Raw genomic sequence first — 24,610 nt, forward strand, 5'->3', positions numbered from 1 at the left:
GGACCGTCTCCGCTCGGACAATCGACGCCCGAAGCGCATCCTCGGAACAGGAATTCAACGGCCACCGCCCCAACGACAGAAGGACATTCTCGTGCTCACTCGTCGACATGCGATACGTCTCGGTATGACCACCGGCGCCGTCGGGGCGGTCGGCGCGGCGGGCGGGCTGTTCAAGACGCTCACCGCGGGCGGGCCGGCCACCGTACCCGTCGCCGCGACGGCGGCCACGGCGGCCGAGCCGTTCGCGGTGCCGCTGACCGTGCCGCCGGTGCTGGCCCCGTACCGCAGAACCAGACACGCCGACTACTACCGGATCACCACGCGCCGCGCGAGCGCCGAGATCCTGCCCGGCACCCGCACCGACGTCCTGACGTACAACGGCTCCTTCACCGGCCCCACCATCCGCGCCCGCACCGGCCGCAGGACGGTGGTCCGGCACGTCAACGCGCTGGACATGCCGACCTCCGTGCACCTGCACGGCGGCAACAACCCGGTGGAGCACGACGGCGGCATGATGGACACGATCGCGCCGGGACGCAGGCGCACCTACGTGTACGAGAACCGGCAGCCCGGCGCCACCCTGTGGATGCACGACCACGCCCACCACATGGAGTCCGAGCACGTCTACCGGGGACTGTCCGGGCTGTACCTGCTGCGCGACCCCGACGAGGACCGGCTCGGGCTGCCGTCCGGGAAGTACGACATCCCCCTGGTCCTGCGCGACGCGGACTTCGACGACGACGCCGCCATGGTCTACACGATGGACGACGCGCAGAACCGCACGACGATCCTGGTCAACGGCCGGCCCTGGCCGTACCTCGAGGTCGAGGCCCGCAAGTACCGTTTCCGGCTGGTCAACTCGTGCAACCTGCGCATCTTCGTCCTCGCGCTGTCGGACGGCTCCGCCACCCAGCACCCCGTGCAGCAGATCGGCACCGACGGCGGCCTGCTCGCCGCCCCCGCCGAGACGCCGGTGCTCGTCCTGTCGCCCGGCGAACGCATCGACTTCGTCGTCGACTTCTCCAAGTACGCGCCCGGAACGCGGCTCACCCTCGCCAACATGCTGGGCCCCGGCCCCACCGAACTCGTCGGCCAGGTCATGCGGTTCGACATCGGTGAACGGACCCCCGACCGCAGCCGGGTCCCGGACACCCTCGCCACGCTGCCGCCCCTGCCGAAGCCCACCGTCGAGCGCGCCTTCGAACTGAACATGGACGAGCCGGGCACCGGAGGCCACCAGGCGTACATCAACGGAAAGACCTTCGACCCGGACCGCATCGACACCCACGTCGAGTGGGGCAGCACCGAGGTGTGGACGGTCACCAACAAGAGCGTCACCGTTCCGCACAATTTCCATACGCACCTGGTGCAGTTCAGGATTCTCGAACGCGACGGGCAGCCGCCGTATCCGGCCGAGACCGGATGGAAGGACACCGTGCTGCTCTTCCCCGGGCAGACGGCGAAACTCCAGCTCACCTTCGATTCGCACCGCGGTGTCTATCCGTACCACTGCCACATGATCGACCACAGCGCCATGGGAATGATGGCGCAGATGAAGATCGCCTGACTTTCCCGACGAATTTCCAACGAATTCCCGACGAATTCCCGACGAGTTCCCGACGAATTCCCGACGAGTTCCCGACGAATCCCTACGAGTTCCCGACGAACAGAGAGGAGGACCATGACCACCACCGGAACCCTCGCACGCCCCTACGTCCGCCGGCTGCTCGCCGCGCTGGAACGCGATCCCACCCGGATCGTCGTGCACCGGCCCGACGCGGCCGTGACGGCGGGGGAGCTGCGCGCGTCCCTCCTGGGCAGCGCCGCCCTGCTGCGCTCCCTGCGGGTCGGACCCGGCACCACGGTGGCGATCCTGACCGGCCCCAACCACCCGCTGATGCTCAGCGCCCGCTACGCCGTGCACCTGCTCGGCGCGACCTCGGTGTACGTCCGCTCGATGAACCCGCGCACGGACACCGAGACCTTCTCCCTCGCCACCCAGACCGAACTGCTGCGGGACCTCGCGGTGCCGCTGCTGCTGGTGGACGAGGAGGACGAGGAGAGCGCGGCCCGCGGCAGATGGCTGGCCCGCCGCCGGCCCGGACTCACCGTGCGGGCGATCCCGCGCACGGCGGACGGGCCCGGCACCGCACCGCCGGCCGAGCCGCCCCGGCCCGACGACCTGGCCGTCGTCGACTTCACCAGCGGCAGCACCGGCCGGCCGAAAATGGTCGCGCAGCGTTACGGCACCCGCGAACACCTCGTCGGACGCCTCACCGACGGCCTCGACCCACGGGGCCCGGCCACGCTGCTCTCCGTCACCCCGGTCAGCCACACGACCGCGCCGATGGCCGACGCCGTGCTGTGCGGAGGCGGCACGGTGGTGCTCCACGACGAGTTCGACGCCGACGCCACCCTGGCGGCCATCGCCGAACACCACGTCACCGACGCCTACCTGGCCGTACCGCACCTGTACCGGCTGCTCGACCACCCGCTGGTCACGTCGTACGACCTGTCCTCGCTGCGCCGCATCACCTACAGCGGCACACCGGCCGCCCCCGAACGGGTCCGCGAAGCGGTACGGCTCTTCGGTGACGTACTGATCCAGGTGTACGGCACCACGGAGGCCGGCGGCATCAGCAGCCTCACCCCGCTGGACCACCGGGAGCCCGAACTGCTCGGCTCGGTCGGCCGGCCCTTCCCCTGGGTACGGGTGGAGATCCGCGCACCCGGCACCGGCACCCCGCTGGGGCGCGGGCAGAGTGGCGAGATCTGGATCGACTCGCCGACGGTGTCCGCCGGCTACCTGGACGACGCGGAGCTGACCGCCGGCACGTACCGCGACGGCTGGCTGCGCACCGGCGACCTCGGGCACTGGGACCCGTACGGCTATCTGCGGCTGGACGGCCGGGTGGGCGACGTCATCAAGCACGGCGGCCTCAAGCTCGACCCGGCCGCCATCGAGGCGGCGCTGCTCCGGCACCCCCAGGTGCGCCAGGCCGCGGTGTTCGGCGTCCGGGACGAGGACCTCGTGGAGCAGGTGCACGCCGCCGTCGAACTGCACTCGGGCGCCGGGCACACCTCCTGCGACCTGCGGGGCTACGTCGCGGCGACGCTCACCCCGGAGCACGCCCCGGTCAGTGTCTCCGTCTGGCCCGAACTGCCGCTCACCCCGTCCGGCAAACCCGACCGGACGCGGCTGCGCGGCGCGACCGCACCGGTGCGCGCGGCACCCCCGCCCGCCGCCGAGACGCGCGGCACCGGCCCACCCGACACCGGCGCCGAGGTGGACGGCCCGCCCGGACACCACGCCCGCCGGCGCACCGATCCGCGCAACAGAAAGGGCACTCCATGACCGGATTCGGCCACTTCGCCAGGTCACTGCGGCTGCGGCGGCTCTACCGCCACAGCACGGCCGGCCTGATGATCACCCCTCTCGACCACTCGATCAGCGACGGGCCCGTGGTGCCCCGCGGCACGACCCTCGACCAGCTCGCCGGGCAGCTCGCCGCCGGCGGCGCGGACGCGGTCGTCGTGCACAAGGGCAGCGTCCGCCACATCAGCCCGGAGCGGTTCGCCGCGATGTCGCTGATCATCCATCTCAACGCGTCCACCAGCCAGGCGCACGACCCCGACGCCAAGTACGTGGTGACCGAGGTCGAGGAGGCGCTCCGGCTCGGCGCGGACGCGGTGAGCGTCCACGTCAACGTCGGTTCGGACGACGAGCGGCAGCAGATCGGCGACCTCGGACGGATCGCCGACGCCTGCGACCGGTGGAACCTGCCGCTGCTCGCCATGGTGTACCCGCGCGGCCCGCGGGTCACCGACCCGCGCGACCCGCAACTGGTGGCGCACGCCGTCACCGTCGCCTCCGACCTGGGCGCGGACCTGGTCAAGACCGTCTTCCTCGGCTCGACCGCGGAGATGCTCGACCTGACCGCGGCCTGTCCGGTGCCGGTGCTGGTCGCGGGCGGTCCCGCGATGCCCACCGAGGAGGACGTCCTCGCCTATGTCCGCGACGCCCTGGCCGGCGGCGCGGGCGGGGTGGCGATGGGCCGCAACATCTTCCAGGCCGCCGATCCCCGGCGGCTCGCCGCCAAGGTGGCCCGGCTGATCCACCACTTCCCGGAGCAGCACTTCGGCGCGGTCGCCTTCCCCGCCGGGGCCGGCGTCCACCGGGACGAACGGCTGACGCCCGACCACCTGGACGACCCGGCGCCGCTGACGGCGTCCGGTGCCTTCCCCGAGAACACCCACCACCTCTCCGACCTTTCGCATTCGACAGGAGGTCCGCACCATGACGGACGCAAAACTGTGCTGGCTTGACATCCGAGGCGCCGGCAACGCCACCGAAGCCGTCCTCGAAGAGGCCCTGCACCAGCGCATCGACGGCATCGTCGCCGCCGACCCGGCCGCCTTCGCCGGCCTGCCGCCCACCGTCCGCAAGGTCCTGCTCTTCGAGGACGGCACCGACGCCCTCCCCGCCGACCTCGGCGCCGCCGACCTGGTGGTCGTGCCGGGCCCCCGGGAGGAGCGCGCCGCGCTCCAGGAGGCCCACCCGGACGTCGAGTTCGGGCGGTACGTGGAGATCGTCGACGCCGACACGCTCGAGGACGCCTGCCTCGCGGCACGGCTGGAGCCGTGGAGCGTCCTCGACTTCCGCGACCCCACCAAGATCCCGCTCGAGATCGTGATCGCGGCGGCCACCGGCGCGCCCGGTTCGATCATCACCACCGCCTCCAACACCGAGGAGGCCGAGATCGTCTACGGCGTCCTCGAACTCGGCTCGGACGGCGTGCTGATGCGGGCCAACACGGTCGGTGACGCCACCGCGCTGCGCACCGCCGCGAGCGCCCGCGGGGGCGAGATCGACCTGGTGGAGCTGACCGTCACCCACACCACCCACATCGGCATGGGCGAGCGGGCCTGCGTCGACACCACGACCCACTTCCGCAAGGACGAGGGCATCCTGGTCGGTTCGCACTCCAAGGGCATGGTGCTGTGCGTCAGCGAGACCCACCCGCTGCCGTACATGCCGACCCGCCCGTTCCGGGTCAACGCCGGCGCCCTGCACTCGTACACCGTCTCGCAGGGCGGACGCACCCACTACCTGAGCGAACTCCACGCCGGCAGCAAGGTGCTGGCCGTCGACACCAAGGGCCGCACCCGTCCGGTCAGCGTCGGCCGGGTCAAGATAGAGACCCGCCCGCTCATCTCCATCGACGCGGTGGCCCCGAGCGGACAGACCGTCAACCTGATCCTTCAGGACGACTGGCACGTACGGGTCCTCGGCCCGGACGCCGCGGTCCTCAACTCCACCGAACTCAAGCCGGGCGACACGATCCTCGGACACCTGCCGACCGCCGACCGCCATGTCGGCTACCCGATCGACGAGTTCTGCCTGGAGAAGTGAGTCCCCTACGAAGTCCCGTACGACCTCGCACACCCGTCGCGCCCGTGCCCGTACGAGCGTGACGAGCAGGCGCACCATCCCGCCCCGCCCCGGCACCCACCGTGCCGGGGCAGGCGCGCGTCCGCTCACAACAGCCCGTGTTCCCCGGCGATGCGCGCCGCGTCGAACCGGTTGCGTCCCCCGAGCTTCTTGATGGCCGCCGACGTCAGATTGCGTACGGTGCCCGCCGCCAGGTACAGCTCTCCCGCGATCTCCTTCACGGTCGCCCCGCCGGCCGTCAGCCGCAGCACGTCCACCTCCCGCACGCTCAGCGTCGTCTCCCCGACCGCCACCGGCCGCAGCAGCGACGGGTCGACGGTCAGACAGCCGCCCGCCACCCCCATCAGGGTCGTCACCAGCTGGGGCAGCCGGGCGTTCTTCGGTACGACACCGAGCGCGCCGGCCGCCACCGCCCGGTCCACCACCGACGGCGTGGCCGCCCCCACCATCAGCGCGACCCCGCACCTGGGATGGTGACTGCGCACCTCGGTGGCGATGCGCAGCGCCCGGCCGGCCATCGTGGACTCGCCGAGCAGCAGCACGGTGGGCCGGTGCCGTTCCACGGCCGGCAGCACGGCGTCGCACGACGTGGCCAGCCCGACCACCTCCAGTCCGTCGACGCCGTTGAGCGTCTCGGCGAAGGCCTCCAGGACGAGTTGGTGATCACCTGCGACGACTATCCGTATCGACATGCTGAACCCCCGTGCGGACGAACGGTGAGAAGACTCGTGGAAACCAGGCCCCAGGGCCTGCGTGCCGTGTGCGGCGGACCGTCAACCACTGCGGACCGTCAATGACTCTCGTGCGAGCGGGTGAACCGTTCGATCAGCCGGTCCGCGACCGACTGCGCCGCCCGCTCGTGACCGGCGCCGTCGTGCTCCGGGTCGATCTCGATGTGCTCGGCCCCGGCCGGCAGGGCCGCCGCGACGACGGCCGAGACGGCGCGGAAGTCCCGGGCCAGGTCCCCGCTGCCGGGACCCGACGGGATCACCACGACGCACGCGGCCACCGGGCCGAGGTCGCCGGCGATCTGACCGGGCAGGGCACGCAGCGTCTCCGGCCGCGTGACATCCACCTGGTAGGGCAGCGCGACCAGTCCGATACCGGCCAGTTCCTTGCAGAGGAAGGCCGCGTTGGTGGCCGCGTCGTCGTCGCGCCCCGGGTGTCCCGCGCCGACCACCGCCACCGCCGCGCCCGCCGCGCTCAGCCGGGTGGCCACACTGCGGCCGGCCCCGGTGGTCGCGTCCATGACGAGCACGACACAGCCGTTCAACGGAGGGACGACAAACGCGACTGTGTGCGACACCGGAACTCCTGAGCAGGTAGCGTGGCGAGAACGTGAAGGATCTACGGGGGATGCTTCGCCGGGCGTGCGGTGCCTCCCCCGTGCCGCGCCGCAGACGTCCGACCCGGTGTGGTGCCCGGTCCGGACATGTGGTTCAAGGGGGAGACACCACTTGGAAGACGCATCTCCACTCGACCAGCGAACGCTTGCCGTCTACCGCGCGATCCTGTTCCACAAGGAACACGATCCGGCCAGACTCGCCGACCTCCTCGGCATCGCCGCCGACGAGGTGGAGGAGGCACTCGCCCAGTTGTCCGAGCTGTCCCTCCTCGCCCCGTCCCGGGACTCGCCCGGAGCGCTGCGCGCGGTGAACCCGTCGCTGGGCCTGAAGGTCCTGCTCCAGCGGGAACAGGACGAACTGGCCTACCGGCAGCAGCGCATCGAGCAGAACCGGGCCGCGCTGGCCGCGCTCGCCGCCGAGTACACGGCGTCCAGCCGGTCCGGCCCCGACGGCACCGAGGAGCTCGACGACGTCGACGACATCCGCATCCGCCTGGAGGCCCTGGCCGAGGGGTGCCGGCACGAGGCCCTGGCGTTCCACCCCGTGGGCGGACTCACCGAGGAGTCGATCGAGGCGGCCCGCCCGCTGAACGAACGGGCGCTCGCCCGCGGGGTCCGGTTCCGTTCGATCTACCTCGACAGCATCACCAACGACCGGGTGACCAGGGAACACGCCCAGTGGATGGCCGACCACGACAGCGAGATCCGTACGTCCCCGACCCTGCCGATGCGCCTGCTGATCGTCGACACCACCACCGCAGTGGTGGCGGGCCTTCCCGGTCAGACGGGCCCCTCGGCGCTGCTGTTCAGCAGCCCGCCCGTGGTGCTCGCCATGCGGGCGCTGTTCGAGGCGTACTGGGAGCACGCGACCCCGTTCCATCAGGAGTCCTCCGTCAAGGACGACGCCCACGGGCTCACCCCGCAGGAGCGCAAACTGCTCCAGCTCCTGGCCACCGGCCTCACCGACGAGGCGGTGGCGCGGACGCTCGGGATCGGAGTGCGCACGGAGCGGCGGATCATGGCCGAGCTGATGGACCGGCTCGGCGCCTCCAGCAGGTTCGAGGCGGGCGTGCAGGCGGCTCGCCGGCAGTGGGTCTGAGGCGCGGCGTCCGGCGCCCCGCCCGGCAGGGCGGTCACGGCCGGACCGGCGGCGCGGGCCAGACGAAGTCGTCCGGGCGGGGCGCGGGCGGGGCGGGCCACGTGAAGTCGTCCGGGAGGGACGCGGGCGGCGCGGGCCACGTGAAGTCGTCGGGCTGGTGGGCCGGCGGGGCGGGCCACACGAAGTCCTGAGTGGTGGCCACCGACTCCCGCCCGGCCGCGTCGGCGGCCTGGGCGGGCACCGCCCAGGCGACGGTCGCCAGGACGGCGGTGGCGAGGACGGTGGCCGCGGTACAACGGTCGGTACGGATCATGCTGGTCTCCATTCCATGCGTAAGTCAGTGCCATTGCGACGATGCGCATGGAGCCAGTGGTGCCTTCAGCTCCCCCGGGCCGGTCCGCGTTCCCCGCGCTTTCCGGCCGCTGCTAAGAGAGAACCATCACGCCACCCCCGTTGTCCGCATCCGGCCAGGCCAGGAAGCTGCCTGGCAGGGAGTTGCCCACGCGGCCGAGGCGGTCCGCGGCACCGCCTACCCTTAGGGGCATGAGCAGCATCGACCGGAGCCAGTCAGTGGGCGGCACGCGCACCTATGAAGTACGCACCTACGGGTGCCAGATGAACGTCCACGACTCCGAGCGGTTGTCCGGGCTGCTGGAGGACGCGGGCTACGTCCGCGCCCCCGAGGGTGCCGACGGCGACGCGGACGTCGTCGTCTTCAACACCTGCGCCGTGCGGGAGAACGCCGACAACAAGCTGTACGGCAACCTCGGCCACCTCGCCCCGAAGAAGGCGAGCCGCCCCGGCATGCAGATCGCGGTCGGCGGCTGCCTCGCGCAGAAGGACCGCGACACCATCGTGAAGCGGGCGCCCTGGGTCGACGTCGTCTTCGGCACGCACAACATCGGCAAGCTGCCCGTCCTCCTGGAGCGCGCCCGCGTGCAGGAGGAGGCGCAGGTCGAGATCGCCGAGTCGCTGGAGGCGTTCCCCTCCACGCTGCCCACCCGGCGCGAGAGCGCCTACGCGGCCTGGGTGTCCATCTCCGTCGGCTGCAACAACACCTGCACCTTCTGCATCGTCCCGGCGCTGCGCGGCAAGGAGAAGGACCGCCGCCCCGGCGACATCCTCGCCGAGATCGAGGCCCTGGTCGCCGAGGGTGTCTCCGAGATCACCCTGCTCGGCCAGAACGTCAACGCGTACGGCTCCGACATCGGCGACCGCGAGGCGTTCAGCAAGCTGCTGCGGGCCTGCGGGAAGATCGACGGCCTGGAGCGCGTCCGCTTCACCTCGCCGCACCCGCGCGACTTCACCGACGACGTCATCGCCGCCATGGCCGAGACGCCGAACGTCATGCCGCAGCTCCACATGCCCCTGCAGTCCGGCTCCGACCCGGTGCTGAAGGCGATGCGCCGCTCCTACCGGCAGGAGCGCTACCTCGGGATCATCGAGAAGGTCCGCGCCGCCATCCCGCACGCGGCGATCAGCACCGACATCATCGTGGGCTTCCCCGGCGAGACCGAGGAGGACTTCGAGCAGACCCTCCACGTGGTGCGCGAGGCCCGCTTCGCGCAGGCGTTCACCTTCCAGTACTCCAAGCGTCCCGGCACCCCGGCCGCCGAGATGGACGGCCAGATCCCCAAGAAGGTCGTCCAGGAGCGCTACGAGCGTCTCGTCGCCCTCCAGGAGGAGATCTCCTGGGAGGAGAACAAGAAGCAGGTCGGCCGCACCCTGGAGCTGATGGTCGCCGAGGGCGAGGGCCGCAAGGACGGCACCACCCACCGCCTCTCCGGCCGCGCCCCCGACAGCCGCCTGGTGCACTTCACCAAGCCGGAGCAGGAGGTGCGCCCCGGCGACGTGGTCACCGTCGAGATCACCTACGCCGCCCCGCACCACCTCCTCGCCGAGGGCGCGGTGCTCGATGTGCGCCGCACCCGCGCGGGGGACGCCTGGGAGAAGCGGAACACCGAGAAGGCGGCACGGCCCGCGGGCGTACTGCTCGGCCTGCCCAAGGTGGGCGTCCCCGAGCCGCTGCCGGCGGTCACCGGGGGCTGCGCCGTCGACTGACCGGGCCGTGACGGGGGACGCACGGCTCATCGGGTCGTCGTGGAGGAGCCGCACGGCACACTCCGGCCGATCGCGCGTTGCGAAGGCACGCGCGAGGAGGCACGCCGCAGGCCGTACGGGACGGTGTGCGCGCACCGGTTCTCCGGAGGGCCGATGCGACGGCGTCGCGAGGCGTACCGCGTGGACGACGACACGTACCACGTGGAGACCGAGGGCGGGCCGGGCACCTGCCGCCCGCGGTACGGCCTCGCGGAGCGCGTCCGGAGCACGGACGGCCCGTGAGGCGGGGGTGCCGTTCCGGGCCGCCGCAGTAGGCTGCTGATCATGCTTGTCGCCGCCGCAGTCTGCCCGTGCCCGCCGCTGCTCGTGCCGGAGGTCGCCACAGGGGCCACCCCCGAGCTGGACACCGCACGGGCCGCGTGCACGGACGCGCTGGGCGTGCTCGCCGCCGCCCGGCCCGATCTGCTCGTGGTCGTCGGACCGGGAGACGGTGCCGGACCCGAGACCTACCCGGAGGGCACCCCCGGATCCTTCCGGGGCTTCGGCGTCGGCCTGGACGTACGGCTGGGACAGGGCGAGGGCACACCCGGGCGGGAACTCCCGTACGGGCTGGCCGTGGGCGCCTGGCTGCTGGACCGCACCGGATGGGCGGACGCCCCCGTGGAGGGGCTGGCCGTGGGGGAGTCCCTCACGGCCGAGCGGTGCGCCGAGGCGGGGGAGGCCCTCGCCGGCCGGGCGGAGCGGGTCGCGCTGCTGGTGATGGGCGACGCCAGCGCCTGCCGCACACTCAAGGCACCCGGCTACCTCGACGAACGCGCGGCCCCCTTCGACACGGAACTCGCACGCGCACTGGGCACGGCCAACACCGCGGCCCTGCGAGCGCTGGACACCAAGCTGGCCCACGAACTGAAGGTGTCCGGCCGGGCCCCCTGGCAGGTACTCGCCGGCGCGGCAACCGGAAACCCGACCCTGAAGGGCACGCTGCTCCACGAGGACGCTCCCTACGGGGTCGGCTACCTCGTGATCACCTGGGCATAGGCGGGCTGTCGCCGGGAGAACGCGGCGGACGGCCGGGAGCTCTCGGTGTGCTCCGCGGCCGTCCGCCGGTGTGCCGCTCAGGAAGTGGGCGGCGGCCCGGCCGGCGGCGTGGTCGTGCCGCCCGCGCCCGAGCCGGGGTCGTTCTTGTGCGCGAGTCGGTCCACGGCACCCTTGGCCTTGCCCGTACCCGTCTGGATCCGGTCGCTGTACTTGCCCTTGGTCCGCTTGTCGACGGTCCGCGCGGCCTTGTCCAGGCCGTGCTGAATCCTGTCCTCGTGCTGGTGCGCGAGGTCGGAGACCTTGTTCTTGGCCGGGCCGAGTCTGGCCTTCAGATTGTCCAGGAGACCCATGATGTACCTTCCCTCGCGACCGTCTACGTGCGGGCGCCCTCACCGGTCTCGCTGCCGGCCGCCTCGGCGGACTGCTGCTTGGGGATCTCGACGGTGTCGGTGCCGGTGACCTCGCCGGCCTCCTTCTCCGCCGGCCCGGTGGTCTCCGGCGCCTCGGCCGGCCCCTTCGGCTCCGCGGCCCCGGCCGCGCTCTCCGTGCCGGTCCCGGCCGCCGCTTCGCCGGCCCGGACCTCGGCGGTCCGCGTCTCCTCCGTGGCCTTCGACCTCCGAAAAAGCCGTGCAAAAACGCCCATATCCACTCCATACGTTACTCGTGCGGGCGAAATCCCGCGTTGCCCGGCGCGTCCGTTCGTGTGAGCCGGGCCGCCGCCCCTGTGATCCGGCGGCAGGAACCTCGCAACGGGCAACGACCCGGCGACCGTCACGTCACGTAACCCGTTCGAGGGCCGGACGGGAGGTTTGCGAGACTGGATCAGTGAGCAGCGCACCCCTCGCCCCCCGCGTCATCGCCGTCGTCGGCCCCACTGCGGCCGGAAAGTCCGATCTGGGCGTATTCCTGGCCCAGCGACTCGACGGCGAAGTCGTCAACGCCGACTCCATGCAGCTCTACCGGGGGATGGACATCGGCACCGCCAAACTGACGCCCGAGGAACGCGGCGGCGTCCCGCACCACCTGCTCGACATCTGGGACGTCACCGTCACCGCGTCCGTCGCCGAGTACCAGCGGCTGGCCCGGGAGCGGATCGACGCGCTGCTCGCCGAGGGGCGCTGGCCCGTCCTCGTCGGCGGTTCCGGCCTCTACGTCCGGGGCGCCGTCGACAACCTGGAGTTCCCCGGCACCGACCCCGAGGTCAGGGCCCGTCTGGAGGAGGAACTCACACTGCGCGGCCCGGGGGCGCTGCACGCGCGCCTCGCCGTCGCGGACCCGGAGGCCGCGCGGGCGATCCTGCCGAGCAACGGCCGCCGCATCGTCCGCGCGCTCGAGGTCATCGAGATCACCGGAAGACCCTTCACGGCCAACCTCCCCGGCCACGACTCGGTCTACGACACCCTCCAGATCGGCGTCGACGTGGCCCGCCCCGAGCTGGACGAGCGGATCGCCCGCCGGGTGGACCGGATGTGGGAGGCCGGCCTCGTGGAGGAAGTGCGCGCATTGGAGGCGCAAGGGTTGCGCCAGGGGCGTACGGCGTCGCGCGCGCTCGGCTACCAGCAGGTGCTCGCGGCGCTCGCCGGGGAGTGCACCCTCGAAGAGGCGCGGTCCGAGACCGTCCGTGCCACCAAGCGCTTCGCGCGCCGTCAGGATTCATGGTTCAGGCGCGATCCCCGGGTGCACTGGTTGAGTGGGGCCGCGGCGGACCTGACGGAACTTCCGCAGCTCGCGTTGTCGTTGGTCGAACGACCGGTTACAGCCTGATCACGTCCTGGCATCGGGACGCCCAGGCCGTCATCCGGGCCTGCGGCGCCGTGCCATCATCGAGCTTCGATCGACCAGTGGAGTCCTAGTTGGGAGGGCGCGTGGCGATGGAGGCCGGCCCTCGCGACACCGCACACGGCACCGAACACCTCACCACCGAGCGGGGTGCACCGGAGCAGGAGACGACCGACCGCCTCAGTCCGGACGGACCGGACGAGACGCAGGGCGGCGTGACCGACGACGGCCCCGAGCCGGACGAGATGTTCGCGGGCGGTGACGAGGTCGAGGTCGAGCTGCGCCCGCAGCGCCGGCTGCGCATCTGGCAGCTCGCGCCGATCGTCGGGCTGGCCGCGGTCGGCTCCCTGATGTTCGCCTTCCCGCTCGCCTTCGACTTCGGCGACAGCGGCGCCGTGATCGCCATGCTGGGGCTGCTGATCTGCTCCTGCGCGGCCGGCTGGGGCATGATGGCCGCCCGCAGGGTGGGCTCCACCTGGCCGGGCCTGCCGGCCCGCGGCTCCGGACGCAGACCCGACTGGCGGGTGGTGACCGCCTACACCGTGATGGTCGCCGCGGTGGTCGCCCTGGCGGTGTGGCGGGTGGCACGGCTCCGCTGAACAACGCCGGAAGGACAGCGCGCCCCAAAGGGGCGCGGGGCTGCATCGATGTGCGGCTCCGCCGCGTGGGCGCGATCAGCCCCCACCGGCCCGCACGGGACCAGCCAGCCGCCCCACCTCCCTCCGACGCCCCCGACGGAGCGTTCTCGTACGATCGAGGAATGAGCACGCGGATCGCCTTCCTCAAGGGCCACGGCACGGAGAACGACTTCGTGATCGTCCCGGACCCCGAGAACGCCATCGACCTGTCCCCGGCCGCCGTCGCCGCCCTGTGCGACCGCCGCGCGGGCATCGGCGGCGACGGACTGCTGCACGTGGTGCGGTCCGCGGCCCACCCCGAGGCGCGGGCCATGGCCGCCGAGGCCGAGTGGTTCATGGACTACCGCAACGGCGACGGCTCGATCGCGGAGATGTGCGGCAACGGAGTGCGGGTGTTCGCGCGCTACCTCCAGCGCGCCGGACACGTGTCCGCGGGAGACACCGTGATCGCCACGCGCGGGGGAGTGAAGACCGTCCACATCGCCAAAGACGGTGACATCACCGTCGGCATGGGCCGGGCGCTGCTCCCCGAGGGCGACGTCACCGTGAGCGTCGGCGGGCGCAGCTGGCCCGCGCGGAACGTGAACATGGGCAACCCGCACGCCGTGGCCTTCGTGGACGACCTGGCCCACGCGGGCGACCTGTACACCCCGCCCCCGTTCAGCCCGGCCGCCGCCTACCCGGACGGCGTGAACGTGGAGTTCGTCGTCGACCGCGGCCCGCGGCACGTGGCGCTGCGGGTGCACGAGCGCGGGTCCGGCGAGACCCGCTCCTGCGGCACGGGCGCGTGCGCGGTCGCCGTGGCCACCGCCCGCCGCGACGGCGCCGACCCGAAGGTCACCGGCACCCCTGTGACGTACACCGTCGATGTGCCCGGCGGCACCCTCGTGATCACCGAACGGCCCGACGGCGAGATCGAGATGACCGGTCCGGCGGTGATCGTCGCCGAGGGCGTGATCGAGCCCGAGTGGCTGGAGAACGCCCTGCGCTGACCGGAGCGCCGGCTCGGTATCGCAGCTTCCGGCCTGTCGGGTGGAAACATCCGCAGGACCGGAAGGGCGCTCGCCTTCAAGATCATGGAGGTTCCCCGGTCCGATGGCGTGAAAAGGACCTCCGGTCGACCTTCCCTCGATGGGGTGATCCGTTTCACGCTCGGCCGGAGGCGGTCAGCCCGAGGGGGTCCGGCTCGGTAGCATCAAGCACCGGCCCGGACGGGGGGCGAACGCCGTCTCCCGAGCCCGAGTCCGCCCTGGGGCACGCCGTCCGCCGGTCCACGCAGCCGGAGGTGCCCATGAACGCGGAGGCCGTGAACCCTGCGACCCCAGGCCCTGTGACATCTGGTCACGTCACGCCCACGGGGTCGCGCAGGAAGTCCCGCCCCCGGCTCGACCTGCGCCGGCTGGGCCGTGCCGCGCTGCTCGGCCCCGCCGCCCGCGACCGGCTCCCCGACGCCATCGGACACGTGGTCGACGCCCACCGCGCCCACCATCCCGACGCCGACCTCGAACCCCTGCGCCGCGCCTACCTGTTGGCCGAGTCCTCCCATCGCGGGCAGATGCGCAAGAGCGGTGAGCCGTACATCACGCACCCGCTCGCGGTGACCCTGATCCTCGCCGAACTCGGCGCCGAGACCACGACGTTGACCGCCTCCCTGCTCCACGACACCGTCGAGGACACGGAGGTGACGCTGGATCAGGTGGGCGAGCAGTTCGGCGAGGAGGTCCGCTACCTCGTCGACGGCGTCACCAAACTGGAGAAGGTCGACTACGGCGCCGCCGCCGAGCCCGAGACCTTCCGCAAGATGCTCGTCGCCACCGGCAACGACGTCCGCGTGATGTCGATCAAACTCGCCGACCGGCTGCACAACATGCGCACCCTCGGCGTGATGCGCCCCGAGAAACAGGAACGCATCGCCAAGGTGACACGTGACGTCCTGATCCCGCTCGCCGAACGGCTCGGCGTCCAGGCGCTCAAGACGGAACTGGAGGACCTGGTCTTCGCGATCCTCCATCCCGAGGAGTACGGGCACACGCGCGAGTTGATCGTCCGCAACGCCGCCCGCGCGGACGACCCGCTCGCCGAAGTCGCCGACGACGTGCGCAAGGTGCTCCGTGAGGCCGACATCACCGCCGAAGTCCTCATCCGCCCACGCCACTTCGTCTCCGTGCACCGGGTTTCCCGCAGACGCGGGGCACTGCGCGGCGCCGACTTCGGCCGTCTGCTGGTGCTGGTGAACGAGGACGCCGACTGCTACGGCGTCCTGGGCGAGCTGCACACCTGCATGACGCCCGTGGTCTCGGAGTTCAAGGACTTCATCGCCGTACCGAAGTTCAACCTGTACCAGTCGCTGCACACCGCCGTGGCCGGTGCGGACGGACAGGTCGTCGAGGTCCTCATCCGCACCCACCAGATGCACAAGGTCGCCGAGGCCGGAGTCGTCGCCCTCGGCAACCCCTACGCCGCCCCGCCGGAGGAGCAGTCCGCGAGCGACGGCGAACGCGTCGACCCCACCCGGCCCGGTTGGCTCTCCCGGCTGCTCGACTGGCAGCGGGCCGCGCCCGACCCCGACACCTTCTGGTCCACCCTGCGCGAGGACCTCGCCCAGGACCGTGAGATCACCGTGTTCCGCCCCGACGGGGGCACACTGGGCCTGCCCGAGGGGGCGACCTGCGTGGACGCCGCCTACGCGCAGTACGGCGAGGACGCCCACGCGTGCATCGGGGCCAGGGTCAACGGCCGGCTGGCGACACTGAGCACCGTCCTCAAGGACGGCGACACCGTTCAGTTGCTGATGGGCCAGGACGCGGCCTCCGAGCCCTCCAGGGAGTGGCTGGAGCACGCCCACACCCCCGCCGCGCGGATCGCCATCCAGCGGTGGCTGACCGCCCACCCCGCACAGGACGAGGCGTCCGGGGCCGTACCGGAGGAGGCCGCCCGGCCCCTCACCGACGACCCCGCCCCGTCGCCGGCTCCGGACGCCCCGGCCCCCGGTCGTCCCACGGCCGCCCAGGTCCTGGCCGACCGGGCCGGCGCGACCGTACGGCTCGCCGGCTGCTGTACGCCCGTACCGCCCGACGAGGTGACCGGCTTCGCCGTGCGCGGGGGAGCGGTCACCGTGCACCGGGTGGAGTGCGCCGGGGTGGAGCGTATGAAGAGCGCGGGCCGCGCGGAGGTCGGCGTGCGCTGGGGGGAGGGTGCCGAGTGCCGGGTCACGCTGGTCGCGGAGTCCTTCGTCCGGCCGCACCTGCTCGCGGACCTCACCGAGGCCATGGCCCTCGAAGGCGCCGAGATCGTCTCCGCGACCGTCGAACCCCCGGACCGTCAGCAGGTGCGGCACACCTACACCGTGCAACTGCCGGACGCCGCCCACCTGCCCGTCCTCATGCGCGCGATGCGCAACGTGGCCGGTGTGTACGACGTGAGCCGGGCCCAGCGGCAGGCGCCGGGCGTCTGACCGGGGCACGGAGCGTCCGAGCGGCGGTGTGATTACCCGATCGGGTGGGCCGAAAGCGCGCCGTCACCACAGCACACGCGCACGCTGATAGCCGTGGTGAATGCTCACCCCCCACGCTCCCGTTCCTCACGGCCGCCCACCCGTCGACCACGCCACCCAGCCCGAGACACCCCACAGCCAACCGCCCCAGACCCGGACGACGCCCAACCACGCCCCGCACGGCCAGCCACCCCCGACCCACGGCCCCCGGCCCGAGGCGCCCGACAGCGACGTCTCCCCTGACCGGGCCACATCCAGCCAGGCCCTGCACGGTCAGTCACCGCTCGACCACGGCTCCCGGGCCGAGGCCCCTGACGGTCACGTGTCCCAGGGCCGGACAGCGCACAGCCACCACCCCCAGGCCCAAGCACTCCACAGTCAGGCAGCCCGAGGCCGGGACGCCCGTGCCGGGGGCGGTCACGCGCGTCGGCGTCGGGCGGTCGCCGCGTTGCTCGCCTCCGCCGTCTCCGTCTGTCTGGTCGCCGCGGGTGCCCCCGCCGTCCCGCTCGGCATCGGTGACCGGCTCTTCCCGTACCTGGGCAACCCCGGATACGACGTGCTGTCGTACGACATCGCCCTCGACTACCCGGGCCGCAATGACCGGCCGCTCGAAGCCGTCACCACGATCGACGCCCGCCTCACCGCCGGCCTGGACCGGATCAACCTCGACTTCGCCCACGGCACGGTCCACTCCGTCGAGGTCGACGGTGCTCCGGCCGGCTTCACCAGCGCCGGAGAGGACCTGGTGATCACACCCGAGGGCCATCTGGACGAGGGGGAGCGGGCCCGGATCACCGTCCGGCACACCAGCGACCCCGTGGCCGCCGAGGACCGCGAGGGCGGCTGGGTGCGCACCGCGGACGGCCTCGCCATGGCCAACCAGGCCGACGCCGCCCACCTGGTGTTCCCGTGCAACGACCACCCCTCGGACAAGGCGGTGTTCACCTTCCGGATCACCGCCCCCGACGGCCACACGGTCGTCGCAGGCGGTCTGCCGGCCGGCGTCGGCCGCACGCGCGGGGCCGCCACCTGGACGTACCACACCCGCCACCCCATGGCCACCGAACTCGCGCAGGTCTCCATCGGCCGTTCCACCGTCCTGCACCGCGTCGGCCCGCACGGACTGCCCCTGCGGGACGTCGTGCCCACCGCGCACCGCGCGAAGCTCGAACCATGGCTGGCGAAGACCCCCGCCCAGATCTCCTGGATGGAGGAGAGGGCCGGCCGCTACCCGTTCGAGACCTACGGCCTGCTCCTCGCCGACGCGTCCACCGGCTTCGCGCTGGAGACCCAGACCCTCTCCCTCTTCGAACGTGACCTGTTCACCGATCCGGCCCTCCCCGCCTGGTACGTCGAGTCGATCATGGTGCACGAGCTGGCCCACCAGTGGTTCGGTAACAGCGTCAGCCCCCGCACCTGGTCCGACCTGTGGCTCAACGAAGGCCACGCCACCTGGTACGAGGCGCTGTACGCGCAGGAGCGGGGCGGCAGGACCCTCGAGGCCCGGATGAAGGCCGCCTACGAGGCGTCCGACGGCTGGCGCGCGGCCGGCGGACCGCCCGCCGCGCCCAAGCCCCCGGAACCCGGCCGGAAGCTCGACATCTTCCGGCCGAACATCTACTCCGGCGCCGCGCTCGTGCTGTACGCCCTGCGCGAGGAGATCGGCCGCACCGCCTTCGAGCGCCTGGAGCGCGACTGGGTCACCCGCCACCGCAACGGCACCGCCTCCACCTCCGACTTCGTCCGGCTGGCGTCCCGCACCGCCGGACGCGACCTGACCGGCTTCCTGCACCCCTGGCTGTACGGGGCCACGACCCCGCCGATGCCCGGCCACCCGGAATGGAAGTCCGCGGCCCGGTCCGCGACGCCCGCCCGGCGGCCGGTCACGCCCGCGCATCGACCGGGCACGGGCCGGGAATAACACGGTGACGAGACGAGCCGTACCGTGCGACCATCGTCAGGTCCGCACAGCACGGGACACGGGAATCTCCCGGGCCCCCCGGACGTTGTGGACAGTGACGGAGGGTCCCACGGACCGCCTCCGTCGCCGCATACGGTTACCCAACGACGTAAGGACCCAATGACCTCCTCTTCTTCCCCTTCCCAGGACACCAAGCGCTTCGCGCACACCTACCCCGAGGGTCTTCGGGCCGATGCCCTGATGGAAGAGGACGTCGCCTGGAGCCTCGATGTCGACGGAGAGCGGGACGGCGACCAGTTCGACCGCTCCGAGCGCGCGGCCCTGCGCCGTGTCGCGGGCCTCTCCACCGAGCTCGAGGACGTCACCGAGGTCGAGTACCGGCAGCTCCGCCTGGAGCGGGTCGTGCTCGTCGGTGTGTGGACCTCGGGAACCGTGCAGGACGCGGAGAACTCCCTGGCCGAGCTCGCCGCCCTCGCGGAGACGGCCGGCGCCCTCGTCCTCGACGGTGTGATCCAGCGCCGCGACAAGCCCGACGCCGCCACCTACATCGGTTCCGGCAAGGCGCAGGAGCTGCGCGGCATCGTGCTCGACACGGGCGCGGACACCGTCATCTGCGACGGTGAGCTCAGCCCCGGCCAGCTGATCCACCTCGAGGACGTCGTCAAGGTCAAGGTCATCGACCGTACGGCCCTGATCCTCGACATCTTTGCCCAGCACGCCAAGTCCCGCGAGGGCAAGGCGCAGGTCGCACTCGCGCAGATGCAGTACATGCTGCCGCGACTGCGCGGCTGGGGTCAGTCGCTGTCCCGGCAGATGGGCGGTGGCAAGGGCGGCGGCCTCGCCACCCGTGGCCCCGGTGAGACCAAGATCGAGACGGACCGGCGACGGATCCGCGAGAAGATGGCGAAGATGCGCCGGGAGATCGCGGAGATGAAGACCGGCCGCGAGATCAAGCGCCAGGAGCGCAGGCGCAACAAGGTGCCGTCCGTGGCCATCGCGGGCTACACCAACGCCGGCAAGTCCTCGCTGCTCAACCGCCTCACGGGCGCGGGCGTCCTGGTCGAGAACGCCCTGTTCGCGACCCTCGACCCGACCGTGCGCCGGGCCGAGACCCCCAGCGGCCGGCTGTACACGCTGGCCGACACCGTCGGGTTCGTCCGGCACCTGCCGCACCACCTGGTCGAGGCGTTCCGCTCCACGATGGAGGAGGTCGGCGACGCCGACCTGATCCTGCACGTGGTGGACGGTTCGCACCCGGTCCCGGAGGAGCAGCTGGCCGCCGTGCGCGAGGTGATCAGGGACGTCGGCGCCACCGACGTACCCGAGATCGTCGTGATCAACAAGGCCGACGCGGCCGACCCGCTGACCCTTCAGCGGCTGCTGCGGACGGAGAAGCGCTCCATCGCGGTCTCGGCCCGTACCGGCCGGGGCATCACGGAGCTGCTCGCGCTGATCGACAGCGAGCTGCCCCGCCCGTCCGTGGAGATCGAGGCACTCGTGCCGTACACCCACGGCAAGCTGGTCGCCCGCGCCCATGACGAGGGCGAGGTGATCTCCGAGGAGCACACCCCGGAGGGCACCCTGCTCAAGGTCCGGGTGCACGAGGAGCTGGCGGCGGAACTCACGCCGTACGTTCTGACACCGGCCGGCTGAGCCACTCACGGCAGAGCGAAGGCCCGCCCCCTGCTCACGGCAGGGGGCGGGCCTTCGTCATGTGCGGAACGTGCCGGTCACTGACCGCCGTAGGTCTTGCTCATGTTCCGGTACAGCGCCTCGGCGTCCTCGCCGAGCTGCGGGCCCGCCAGCCAGGTGTTGTCCATCGGGCCGATCGAGGTGTTGGAGACCAGCACCGTCTTGCCGTTCAGCACCCGGAACCAGCCGCCGCCGGACGAACCGCCGGTCATGGAGCAGCCGATGCGGTACATCGTCGGCAGGTCCGCGCCGAGCGAGAACCGGCCCGGAGCGTCGAGGCACTTGAACATCTGCAGGCCGTCGTAGGGCGGCGCGGCCGGGTAGCCCCAGGCGCCCATCTCGCCGGCCTCCGCCGCGGACGGCGCGGAGAAGTCCACGTCCAGCGCGGCGCCGACCGTCTCCTCCAGGGACTTGGCGCCCTGCTCCGGCTTCACGTGCAGCACCGCGTAGTCGTACGCCGCTCCGTCACCGCCGGACTGCGAACCGCCCTGGATCCAGCCGTTGGACGTCGAGGCCCAGTCCGCCCACCAGTTGCCGTAGGGGGCGATCTCGGTGGCGCTCGCGCCCCCCAGGTCCGCCGCGGACCGACCGAGGTCGTTGTAGGCCGGCACGAAGACGAGGTTGCGGTACCAGCCGCCGTCGCCACCGGCGTGGACGCAGTGTCCGGCCGTCCAGACGAGGTTGGACTTGCCCGGGTGGTTCACGTCCTTGATCACGGTGCCGGAGCAGACGGCGGGGCCCTCCGGGGAGTCGAAGAACACCTTGCCGACCGGGGCCGCGTTCTCGTGGTACGGCGTCTTCTCGGCCTCCGCCCGGACCTGGCCCGGCTCCGGATCGCTGACGCCCTGGGCCGCCGTCGCGTCCTTGACCGAGACGGTCTTGTCGGCCTCCTTCGCGGACCGCATCCGGTCGGGCTTCCACAGGCCCTCGATCACCGGGTTGACGAAGTCCTCGGCCTCACTGAGCCACTTGTCCTTGTCCCAGTCCTTCCAGGCGCCGTTCTTCCACTTGTCGACGTCGATCCCGTGCTCCTTGAGCCGGTCCGCGATGTCGGACGGGATCTTCACCTCGCCGCCGCTGTCGGCGGCCTGCGAGGTGGTGGCGTCGGGCTTGTCGTTCGCCTTGTCCTTCTCGGAACCGCCGCACGCGGTCGCGGTGAGCGCCAGGGCGGCGACCAGCCCGACGGCGGTGAGGACGGTGCGCCGGCCACGCCCGAGCGGCGCGGACGTACGTGTGGAACCCATGGTGCGATGACCCCCGTTGAAACGAATGAATGTCGTACCGCGTGTTGGTCTCCCGCCCGGTCCCGCGCGCGGTGGCACGCGGGGCCGGGCACGCCGGTCACTGCCCGGCGAACTTCCCGCTGACCGCGTCGTACACGCCCTTGGCCTCGTCATCCAGTCGCGGACCGGCCAGCCAGCCCGACGTCACCGGGCCGATGGAGGTGTTGGACACCAGCGCCGGCTTCCCGTCCGAACCCGTCGCGACCCAGCCGCCACCGGACGAACCGGCGGTCATGCTGCACCCGATGCGGTACATCGTCGGGTCCGACGCGCTGAGCGACAGCCGGCCCGGCTCGTCCTGGCAGTTGTACAGCGTCTGGCCGTCGTACGGCGGGGCGGCCGGGTAACCGATCGCCGTGATCTCCTCCACCTCCGGCACCGCGGGAGCGTCGAAGTCCACCGGCAGCGCCGAACCGACCGTCTCCTCCAGCGACTTGCCGTCACCGCCCTTCTCCGGCGTCACATGGATGACCGCGAAGTCGTACGAGGCGCCGTCACCGCCCGTGGAGCCGCCCTGCTCGATCCACTGGTCCGAGGTCTGCGCCCAGTCGCCCCACCAGACGCCGTACGGAGCGATCTCCTCCTTCGTGGCGGTCTCCAGCTCCTTCGCCGACCTGCCCGCGTCGTTGTACGACGGCACGAAGGCGATGTTGCGGTACCAGCCGCCCTTCTTGCCCGCGTGCACACAGTGGCCCGCCGTCCACACCATGTTGGACTTGCCCGGGTTGGCCGGGTCCTGCACGACCGTGGCCGAGCAGACCATCGTGCCCTCGGGGGAGTCGAAGAACACCTTGCCCGCCGTGGGGGCGTTGGCGTGGTACGACGGGGCGATGGCCTCCGCCTGCACCGGTTCCGGGGTCGGGTCCGTCACGCCCTGGTCACCGGAGATGTCGCTCTCGTCGACCCCCTGGTCCGGCTCCTCCGCGTCCCGCATGCGGTCCGGGTCCCACAGGTCCTCGATGATCGGGTTGACGTAGTCCTGCGCCTCGCGCAGCCAGTCGTCCTTGCTCCAGTCCTTCCAGGCGCCGTTCTTCCACTTGTCGAGGTCGATCCCGTGCTCCTTGAGCCGGTCCTTGATGTCGTCCGGGATCTTGAGTTTGCCGTCGTCGGCGGCGGTCGCGGAGGTCTCGGCGCTCGCGTCGGTGTCTCCCGACTCGCAGGCGGTGGCGGTGAGGGCGAGCGCCGAGGCGAGCGCGACAGCGGCCAGGACGGGGGAGGTCCGGCGCGCTCTCCCCCCTCGGCGAGCGGTGGATGACGGCCGTATGGATCGCATGATCTGACTCCCCCTGGAATGAACGGACTTGGTGCTTCGACCGTGGTCCCGCCCCTGGTCCGCACGGAGTTCGGGGACGCTCCCACGGCCTTCGGGAACGGCACCACACACTATGCGCTCGCTGTGGGGGACGTCCGACGGAACGGCAACGGTTCGGCTACAAGCCGCCTGACCTGGCCGATCGTCCGGAGATGCGCCGATTTGAGGCCGACGGGCCCCGAGTTGCCGGCCCAGGGGGGCGGTGATCCCGGAGCAACCCGTAACCCGGTGGGTGGTCCGCGGTTGGTAGCGGTGGGGGCCCGCTGCCCGCACGCGGATGCCCCGTGCCGTGGTTCGGCGGGAGCACAGGGGAGGACGGAGGACGGTGGCGGAATCCACGTACGAGGGGCGGGAGCCCGGCGCCCTGCCGATCGTCCCGGTGCGGGCGCGCGGGATGACCGTCGAGGGCGCGGACGGCCGCCGCTACCTGGACTGCCTCTCCGGTGCGGGAACCCTCGCGCTCGGGCACAACCACCCCGTCGTGCTGGAGGCGATCCGCGGCATCATCGACTCGGGCGCGCCGATCGACGTCCCCGGCCTGGCGACCCCGGTGAAGGACGCCTTCGTCACCGAACTGTCGCGCACCCTGCCACCCGGTCTCGCCGAACGCGCCCGCGTGCGCTTCTGCGGGCCGGGCCGCGACGACGCGGTGGCGACCGCCCTCCGGCTCGTACGGGCGGCGACCGGACGGGCCGGTGGCGGGCGCGGAGCCGAACCCGCCGTCCGCCGGATGGAGTCCGCGCTCGACGACACCGCGCCGGATGCGCACCGTCCTGCCGGGGTGATAGTGGAGCCGGCGCCGGACGCCCGGCCCGTCCCCCTGGTCGCCGACGAGACACTCACCGGCGTCGGACGGACCGGCGCCTTCTGGGCGGTGGAGCGCGGCGGCACCACCCCGGACGCGATGGTGCTGTCCGGGGCCGTCGGGGGCGGCCTGCCCCTGGCCGTCGTGGTCCACCGTGACGACCTCGACCTGCCCGGCCTCCCCACCCACACCGGCAACCAGCTCGCCATGGCCGCGGGCACGGCGACCCTCGCCCACGTCCGCGAGAGCGGCCTCGCCGGACACGCCGCCGCCCTGGGCACCACCATGCTGGACCGGCTCCGAACACTCGCCGGTGAACTCGCCTGCGTGGGGGACGTACGGGGGCGGGGGCTGCTGATCGGGATCGAGGTGGTGGACCCGGAAACACCGCCCGACGGCCCACACCGGTACCGCCCCGCCGCGCCCGGACTCGCTGCCGCCGTACGGCGGGAGTGCCTGCGGCGCGGTCTGATCGTCGACCTGGCCGGCCGCCGCGCGAGTGTCGTACGCCTGCTCCTGCCCCTGACGATCACGGAGGAACAGGCGGCCGCGGTCCTGGACCGGCTCACCGACGCCCTGCACACGGCGGCTCGCGACCACCCCGCCCGCCGCCACGACACGCACGAGGAGTCCGGCGCCCCCGAAGGCCGTCCCGCGCGGACGGGCTGACCCCGCCACCGCACCACCCCCCA

The 24,610-nt window shown here is 72.2% G+C and carries 22 protein-coding genes; 15 read left to right on the forward strand and 7 right to left on the reverse strand.

Annotated elements, in window-relative coordinates:
- The first annotated feature begins 91 nt into the window (after positions 1–91).
- The 4 genes from AMK33_RS00245 (at position 92) to AMK33_RS00260 (ending at position 5,413) form a co-directional block, all read left to right on the forward strand.
- On the forward strand, positions 92–1,567 hold the full coding sequence (locus tag AMK33_RS00245; protein WP_073930621.1) for a multicopper oxidase domain-containing protein: 1,476 nt from the start codon (positions 92–94) through the stop codon (positions 1,565–1,567).
- Positions 1,568–1,681: 114 nt separating this feature from the next.
- A complete protein-coding gene (locus AMK33_RS00250) occupies positions 1,682–3,355 on the forward strand; it encodes a class I adenylate-forming enzyme family protein (RefSeq protein ID WP_073930622.1) in 1,674 nt (557 codons plus the stop codon).
- Positions 3,352–4,326: a 2-amino-3,7-dideoxy-D-threo-hept-6-ulosonate synthase gene (locus tag AMK33_RS00255; protein ID WP_073930623.1), complete on the forward strand. Its 975-nt coding sequence runs from the start codon at positions 3,352–3,354 to the stop codon at positions 4,324–4,326. Before AMK33_RS00250 ends, AMK33_RS00255 begins: the two co-directional genes overlap by 4 nt.
- Complete coding sequence (locus AMK33_RS00260; protein ID WP_073930624.1) at positions 4,298–5,413, forward strand: 3-dehydroquinate synthase II; 1,116 nt, start codon at positions 4,298–4,300, stop codon at positions 5,411–5,413. Before AMK33_RS00255 ends, AMK33_RS00260 begins: the two co-directional genes overlap by 29 nt.
- A gap of 125 nt (positions 5,414–5,538) precedes the next feature.
- Here the strand turns inward: AMK33_RS00260 and AMK33_RS00265 are convergent, their stop codons facing one another.
- Both AMK33_RS00265 and AMK33_RS00270 read right to left on the reverse strand, forming a co-directional pair.
- On the reverse strand, positions 5,539–6,144 hold the full coding sequence (locus AMK33_RS00265; protein WP_073930625.1) for a response regulator transcription factor: 606 nt from the start codon (positions 6,142–6,144) through the stop codon (positions 5,539–5,541).
- A 98-nt stretch (positions 6,145–6,242) separates the two neighbouring features.
- The gene (locus AMK33_RS00270; RefSeq protein ID WP_235617933.1) at positions 6,243–6,758 is read right to left on the reverse strand and encodes a hypothetical protein; all 516 of its coding nucleotides are present in this window, start codon (positions 6,756–6,758) and stop codon (positions 6,243–6,245) included.
- 151 nt (positions 6,759–6,909) lie between these two features.
- Between AMK33_RS00270 and AMK33_RS00275 the strand changes: the two genes are divergently transcribed.
- Positions 6,910–7,896, forward strand: a complete 987-nt coding sequence (locus AMK33_RS00275) for a LuxR C-terminal-related transcriptional regulator (protein ID WP_073930627.1) — start codon at positions 6,910–6,912, stop codon at positions 7,894–7,896.
- Positions 7,897–7,930: 34 nt separating this feature from the next.
- On the opposite strand, the gene AMK33_RS00280 is transcribed toward AMK33_RS00275, so the two are convergent.
- Complete coding sequence (locus tag AMK33_RS00280) at positions 7,931–8,209, reverse strand: hypothetical protein (RefSeq protein ID WP_143203791.1); 279 nt, start codon at positions 8,207–8,209, stop codon at positions 7,931–7,933.
- 230 nt (positions 8,210–8,439) lie between these two features.
- On the opposite strand from AMK33_RS00280, the gene miaB reads away from it, so the two are divergent.
- From miaB to AMK33_RS00295, 3 genes are all read left to right on the forward strand, one after another.
- The gene (gene miaB / locus AMK33_RS00285) at positions 8,440–9,957 is read left to right on the forward strand and encodes a tRNA (N6-isopentenyl adenosine(37)-C2)-methylthiotransferase MiaB (RefSeq protein ID WP_073930629.1); all 1,518 of its coding nucleotides are present in this window, start codon (positions 8,440–8,442) and stop codon (positions 9,955–9,957) included.
- 153 nt (positions 9,958–10,110) lie between these two features.
- A complete protein-coding gene (locus tag AMK33_RS44635; protein ID WP_268817340.1) occupies positions 10,111–10,239 on the forward strand; it encodes a hypothetical protein in 129 nt (42 codons plus the stop codon).
- Between the two features lie 42 nt (positions 10,240–10,281).
- On the forward strand, positions 10,282–10,995 hold the full coding sequence (locus tag AMK33_RS00295) for a class III extradiol dioxygenase subunit B-like domain-containing protein (RefSeq protein WP_073930631.1): 714 nt from the start codon (positions 10,282–10,284) through the stop codon (positions 10,993–10,995).
- A gap of 77 nt (positions 10,996–11,072) precedes the next feature.
- Here AMK33_RS00295 and AMK33_RS00300 read toward each other — a convergent pair whose 3' ends face one another.
- The gene (locus tag AMK33_RS00300) at positions 11,073–11,345 is read right to left on the reverse strand and encodes an antitoxin (protein ID WP_073930632.1); all 273 of its coding nucleotides are present in this window, start codon (positions 11,343–11,345) and stop codon (positions 11,073–11,075) included.
- Positions 11,346–11,368: 23 nt separating this feature from the next.
- The gene (locus tag AMK33_RS00305; RefSeq protein WP_073930633.1) at positions 11,369–11,638 is read right to left on the reverse strand and encodes a hypothetical protein; all 270 of its coding nucleotides are present in this window, start codon (positions 11,636–11,638) and stop codon (positions 11,369–11,371) included.
- A 182-nt stretch (positions 11,639–11,820) separates the two neighbouring features.
- Between AMK33_RS00305 and miaA the strand changes: the two genes are divergently transcribed.
- From miaA to hflX, 6 genes are all read left to right on the forward strand, one after another.
- The gene (gene miaA, locus AMK33_RS00310; RefSeq protein ID WP_073930634.1) at positions 11,821–12,759 is read left to right on the forward strand and encodes a tRNA (adenosine(37)-N6)-dimethylallyltransferase MiaA; all 939 of its coding nucleotides are present in this window, start codon (positions 11,821–11,823) and stop codon (positions 12,757–12,759) included.
- Positions 12,760–12,866: 107 nt separating this feature from the next.
- Positions 12,867–13,373 carry a hypothetical protein gene (locus AMK33_RS00315; protein WP_073930635.1) on the forward strand — a complete coding sequence of 169 codons (507 nt, stop codon included), beginning with the start codon at positions 12,867–12,869 and terminating at the stop codon, positions 13,371–13,373.
- 161 nt (positions 13,374–13,534) lie between these two features.
- The gene (gene dapF, locus AMK33_RS00320) at positions 13,535–14,404 is read left to right on the forward strand and encodes a diaminopimelate epimerase (protein WP_073930636.1); all 870 of its coding nucleotides are present in this window, start codon (positions 13,535–13,537) and stop codon (positions 14,402–14,404) included.
- Positions 14,405–14,703: 299 nt separating this feature from the next.
- A complete protein-coding gene (locus AMK33_RS00325; RefSeq protein ID WP_073930637.1) occupies positions 14,704–16,866 on the forward strand; it encodes a RelA/SpoT family protein in 2,163 nt (720 codons plus the stop codon).
- Between the two features lie 487 nt (positions 16,867–17,353).
- A complete protein-coding gene (locus tag AMK33_RS00330) occupies positions 17,354–18,826 on the forward strand; it encodes a M1 family metallopeptidase (protein ID WP_235617934.1) in 1,473 nt (490 codons plus the stop codon).
- 159 nt (positions 18,827–18,985) lie between these two features.
- The gene (hflX, locus tag AMK33_RS00335) at positions 18,986–20,479 is read left to right on the forward strand and encodes a GTPase HflX (protein ID WP_073930639.1); all 1,494 of its coding nucleotides are present in this window, start codon (positions 18,986–18,988) and stop codon (positions 20,477–20,479) included.
- A gap of 77 nt (positions 20,480–20,556) precedes the next feature.
- Here the strand turns inward: hflX and AMK33_RS00340 are convergent, their stop codons facing one another.
- Both AMK33_RS00340 and AMK33_RS00345 read right to left on the reverse strand, forming a co-directional pair.
- Positions 20,557–21,762, reverse strand: a complete 1,206-nt coding sequence (locus AMK33_RS00340; RefSeq protein WP_073930640.1) for a trypsin-like serine peptidase — start codon at positions 21,760–21,762, stop codon at positions 20,557–20,559.
- 97 nt (positions 21,763–21,859) lie between these two features.
- Positions 21,860–23,074 carry a trypsin-like serine peptidase gene (locus tag AMK33_RS00345; RefSeq protein ID WP_073930641.1) on the reverse strand — a complete coding sequence of 405 codons (1,215 nt, stop codon included), beginning with the start codon at positions 23,072–23,074 and terminating at the stop codon, positions 21,860–21,862.
- A 316-nt stretch (positions 23,075–23,390) separates the two neighbouring features.
- Between AMK33_RS00345 and AMK33_RS00350 the strand changes: the two genes are divergently transcribed.
- A complete protein-coding gene (locus tag AMK33_RS00350; protein WP_079194689.1) occupies positions 23,391–24,587 on the forward strand; it encodes an aminotransferase class III-fold pyridoxal phosphate-dependent enzyme in 1,197 nt (398 codons plus the stop codon).
- The last annotated feature ends 23 nt before the right edge of the window (positions 24,588–24,610 follow it).

It is taken from the genome of Streptomyces sp. CB02400 (assembly GCF_001905725.1).
Classification (GTDB): domain Bacteria; phylum Actinomycetota; class Actinomycetes; order Streptomycetales; family Streptomycetaceae; genus Streptomyces; species Streptomyces atrovirens.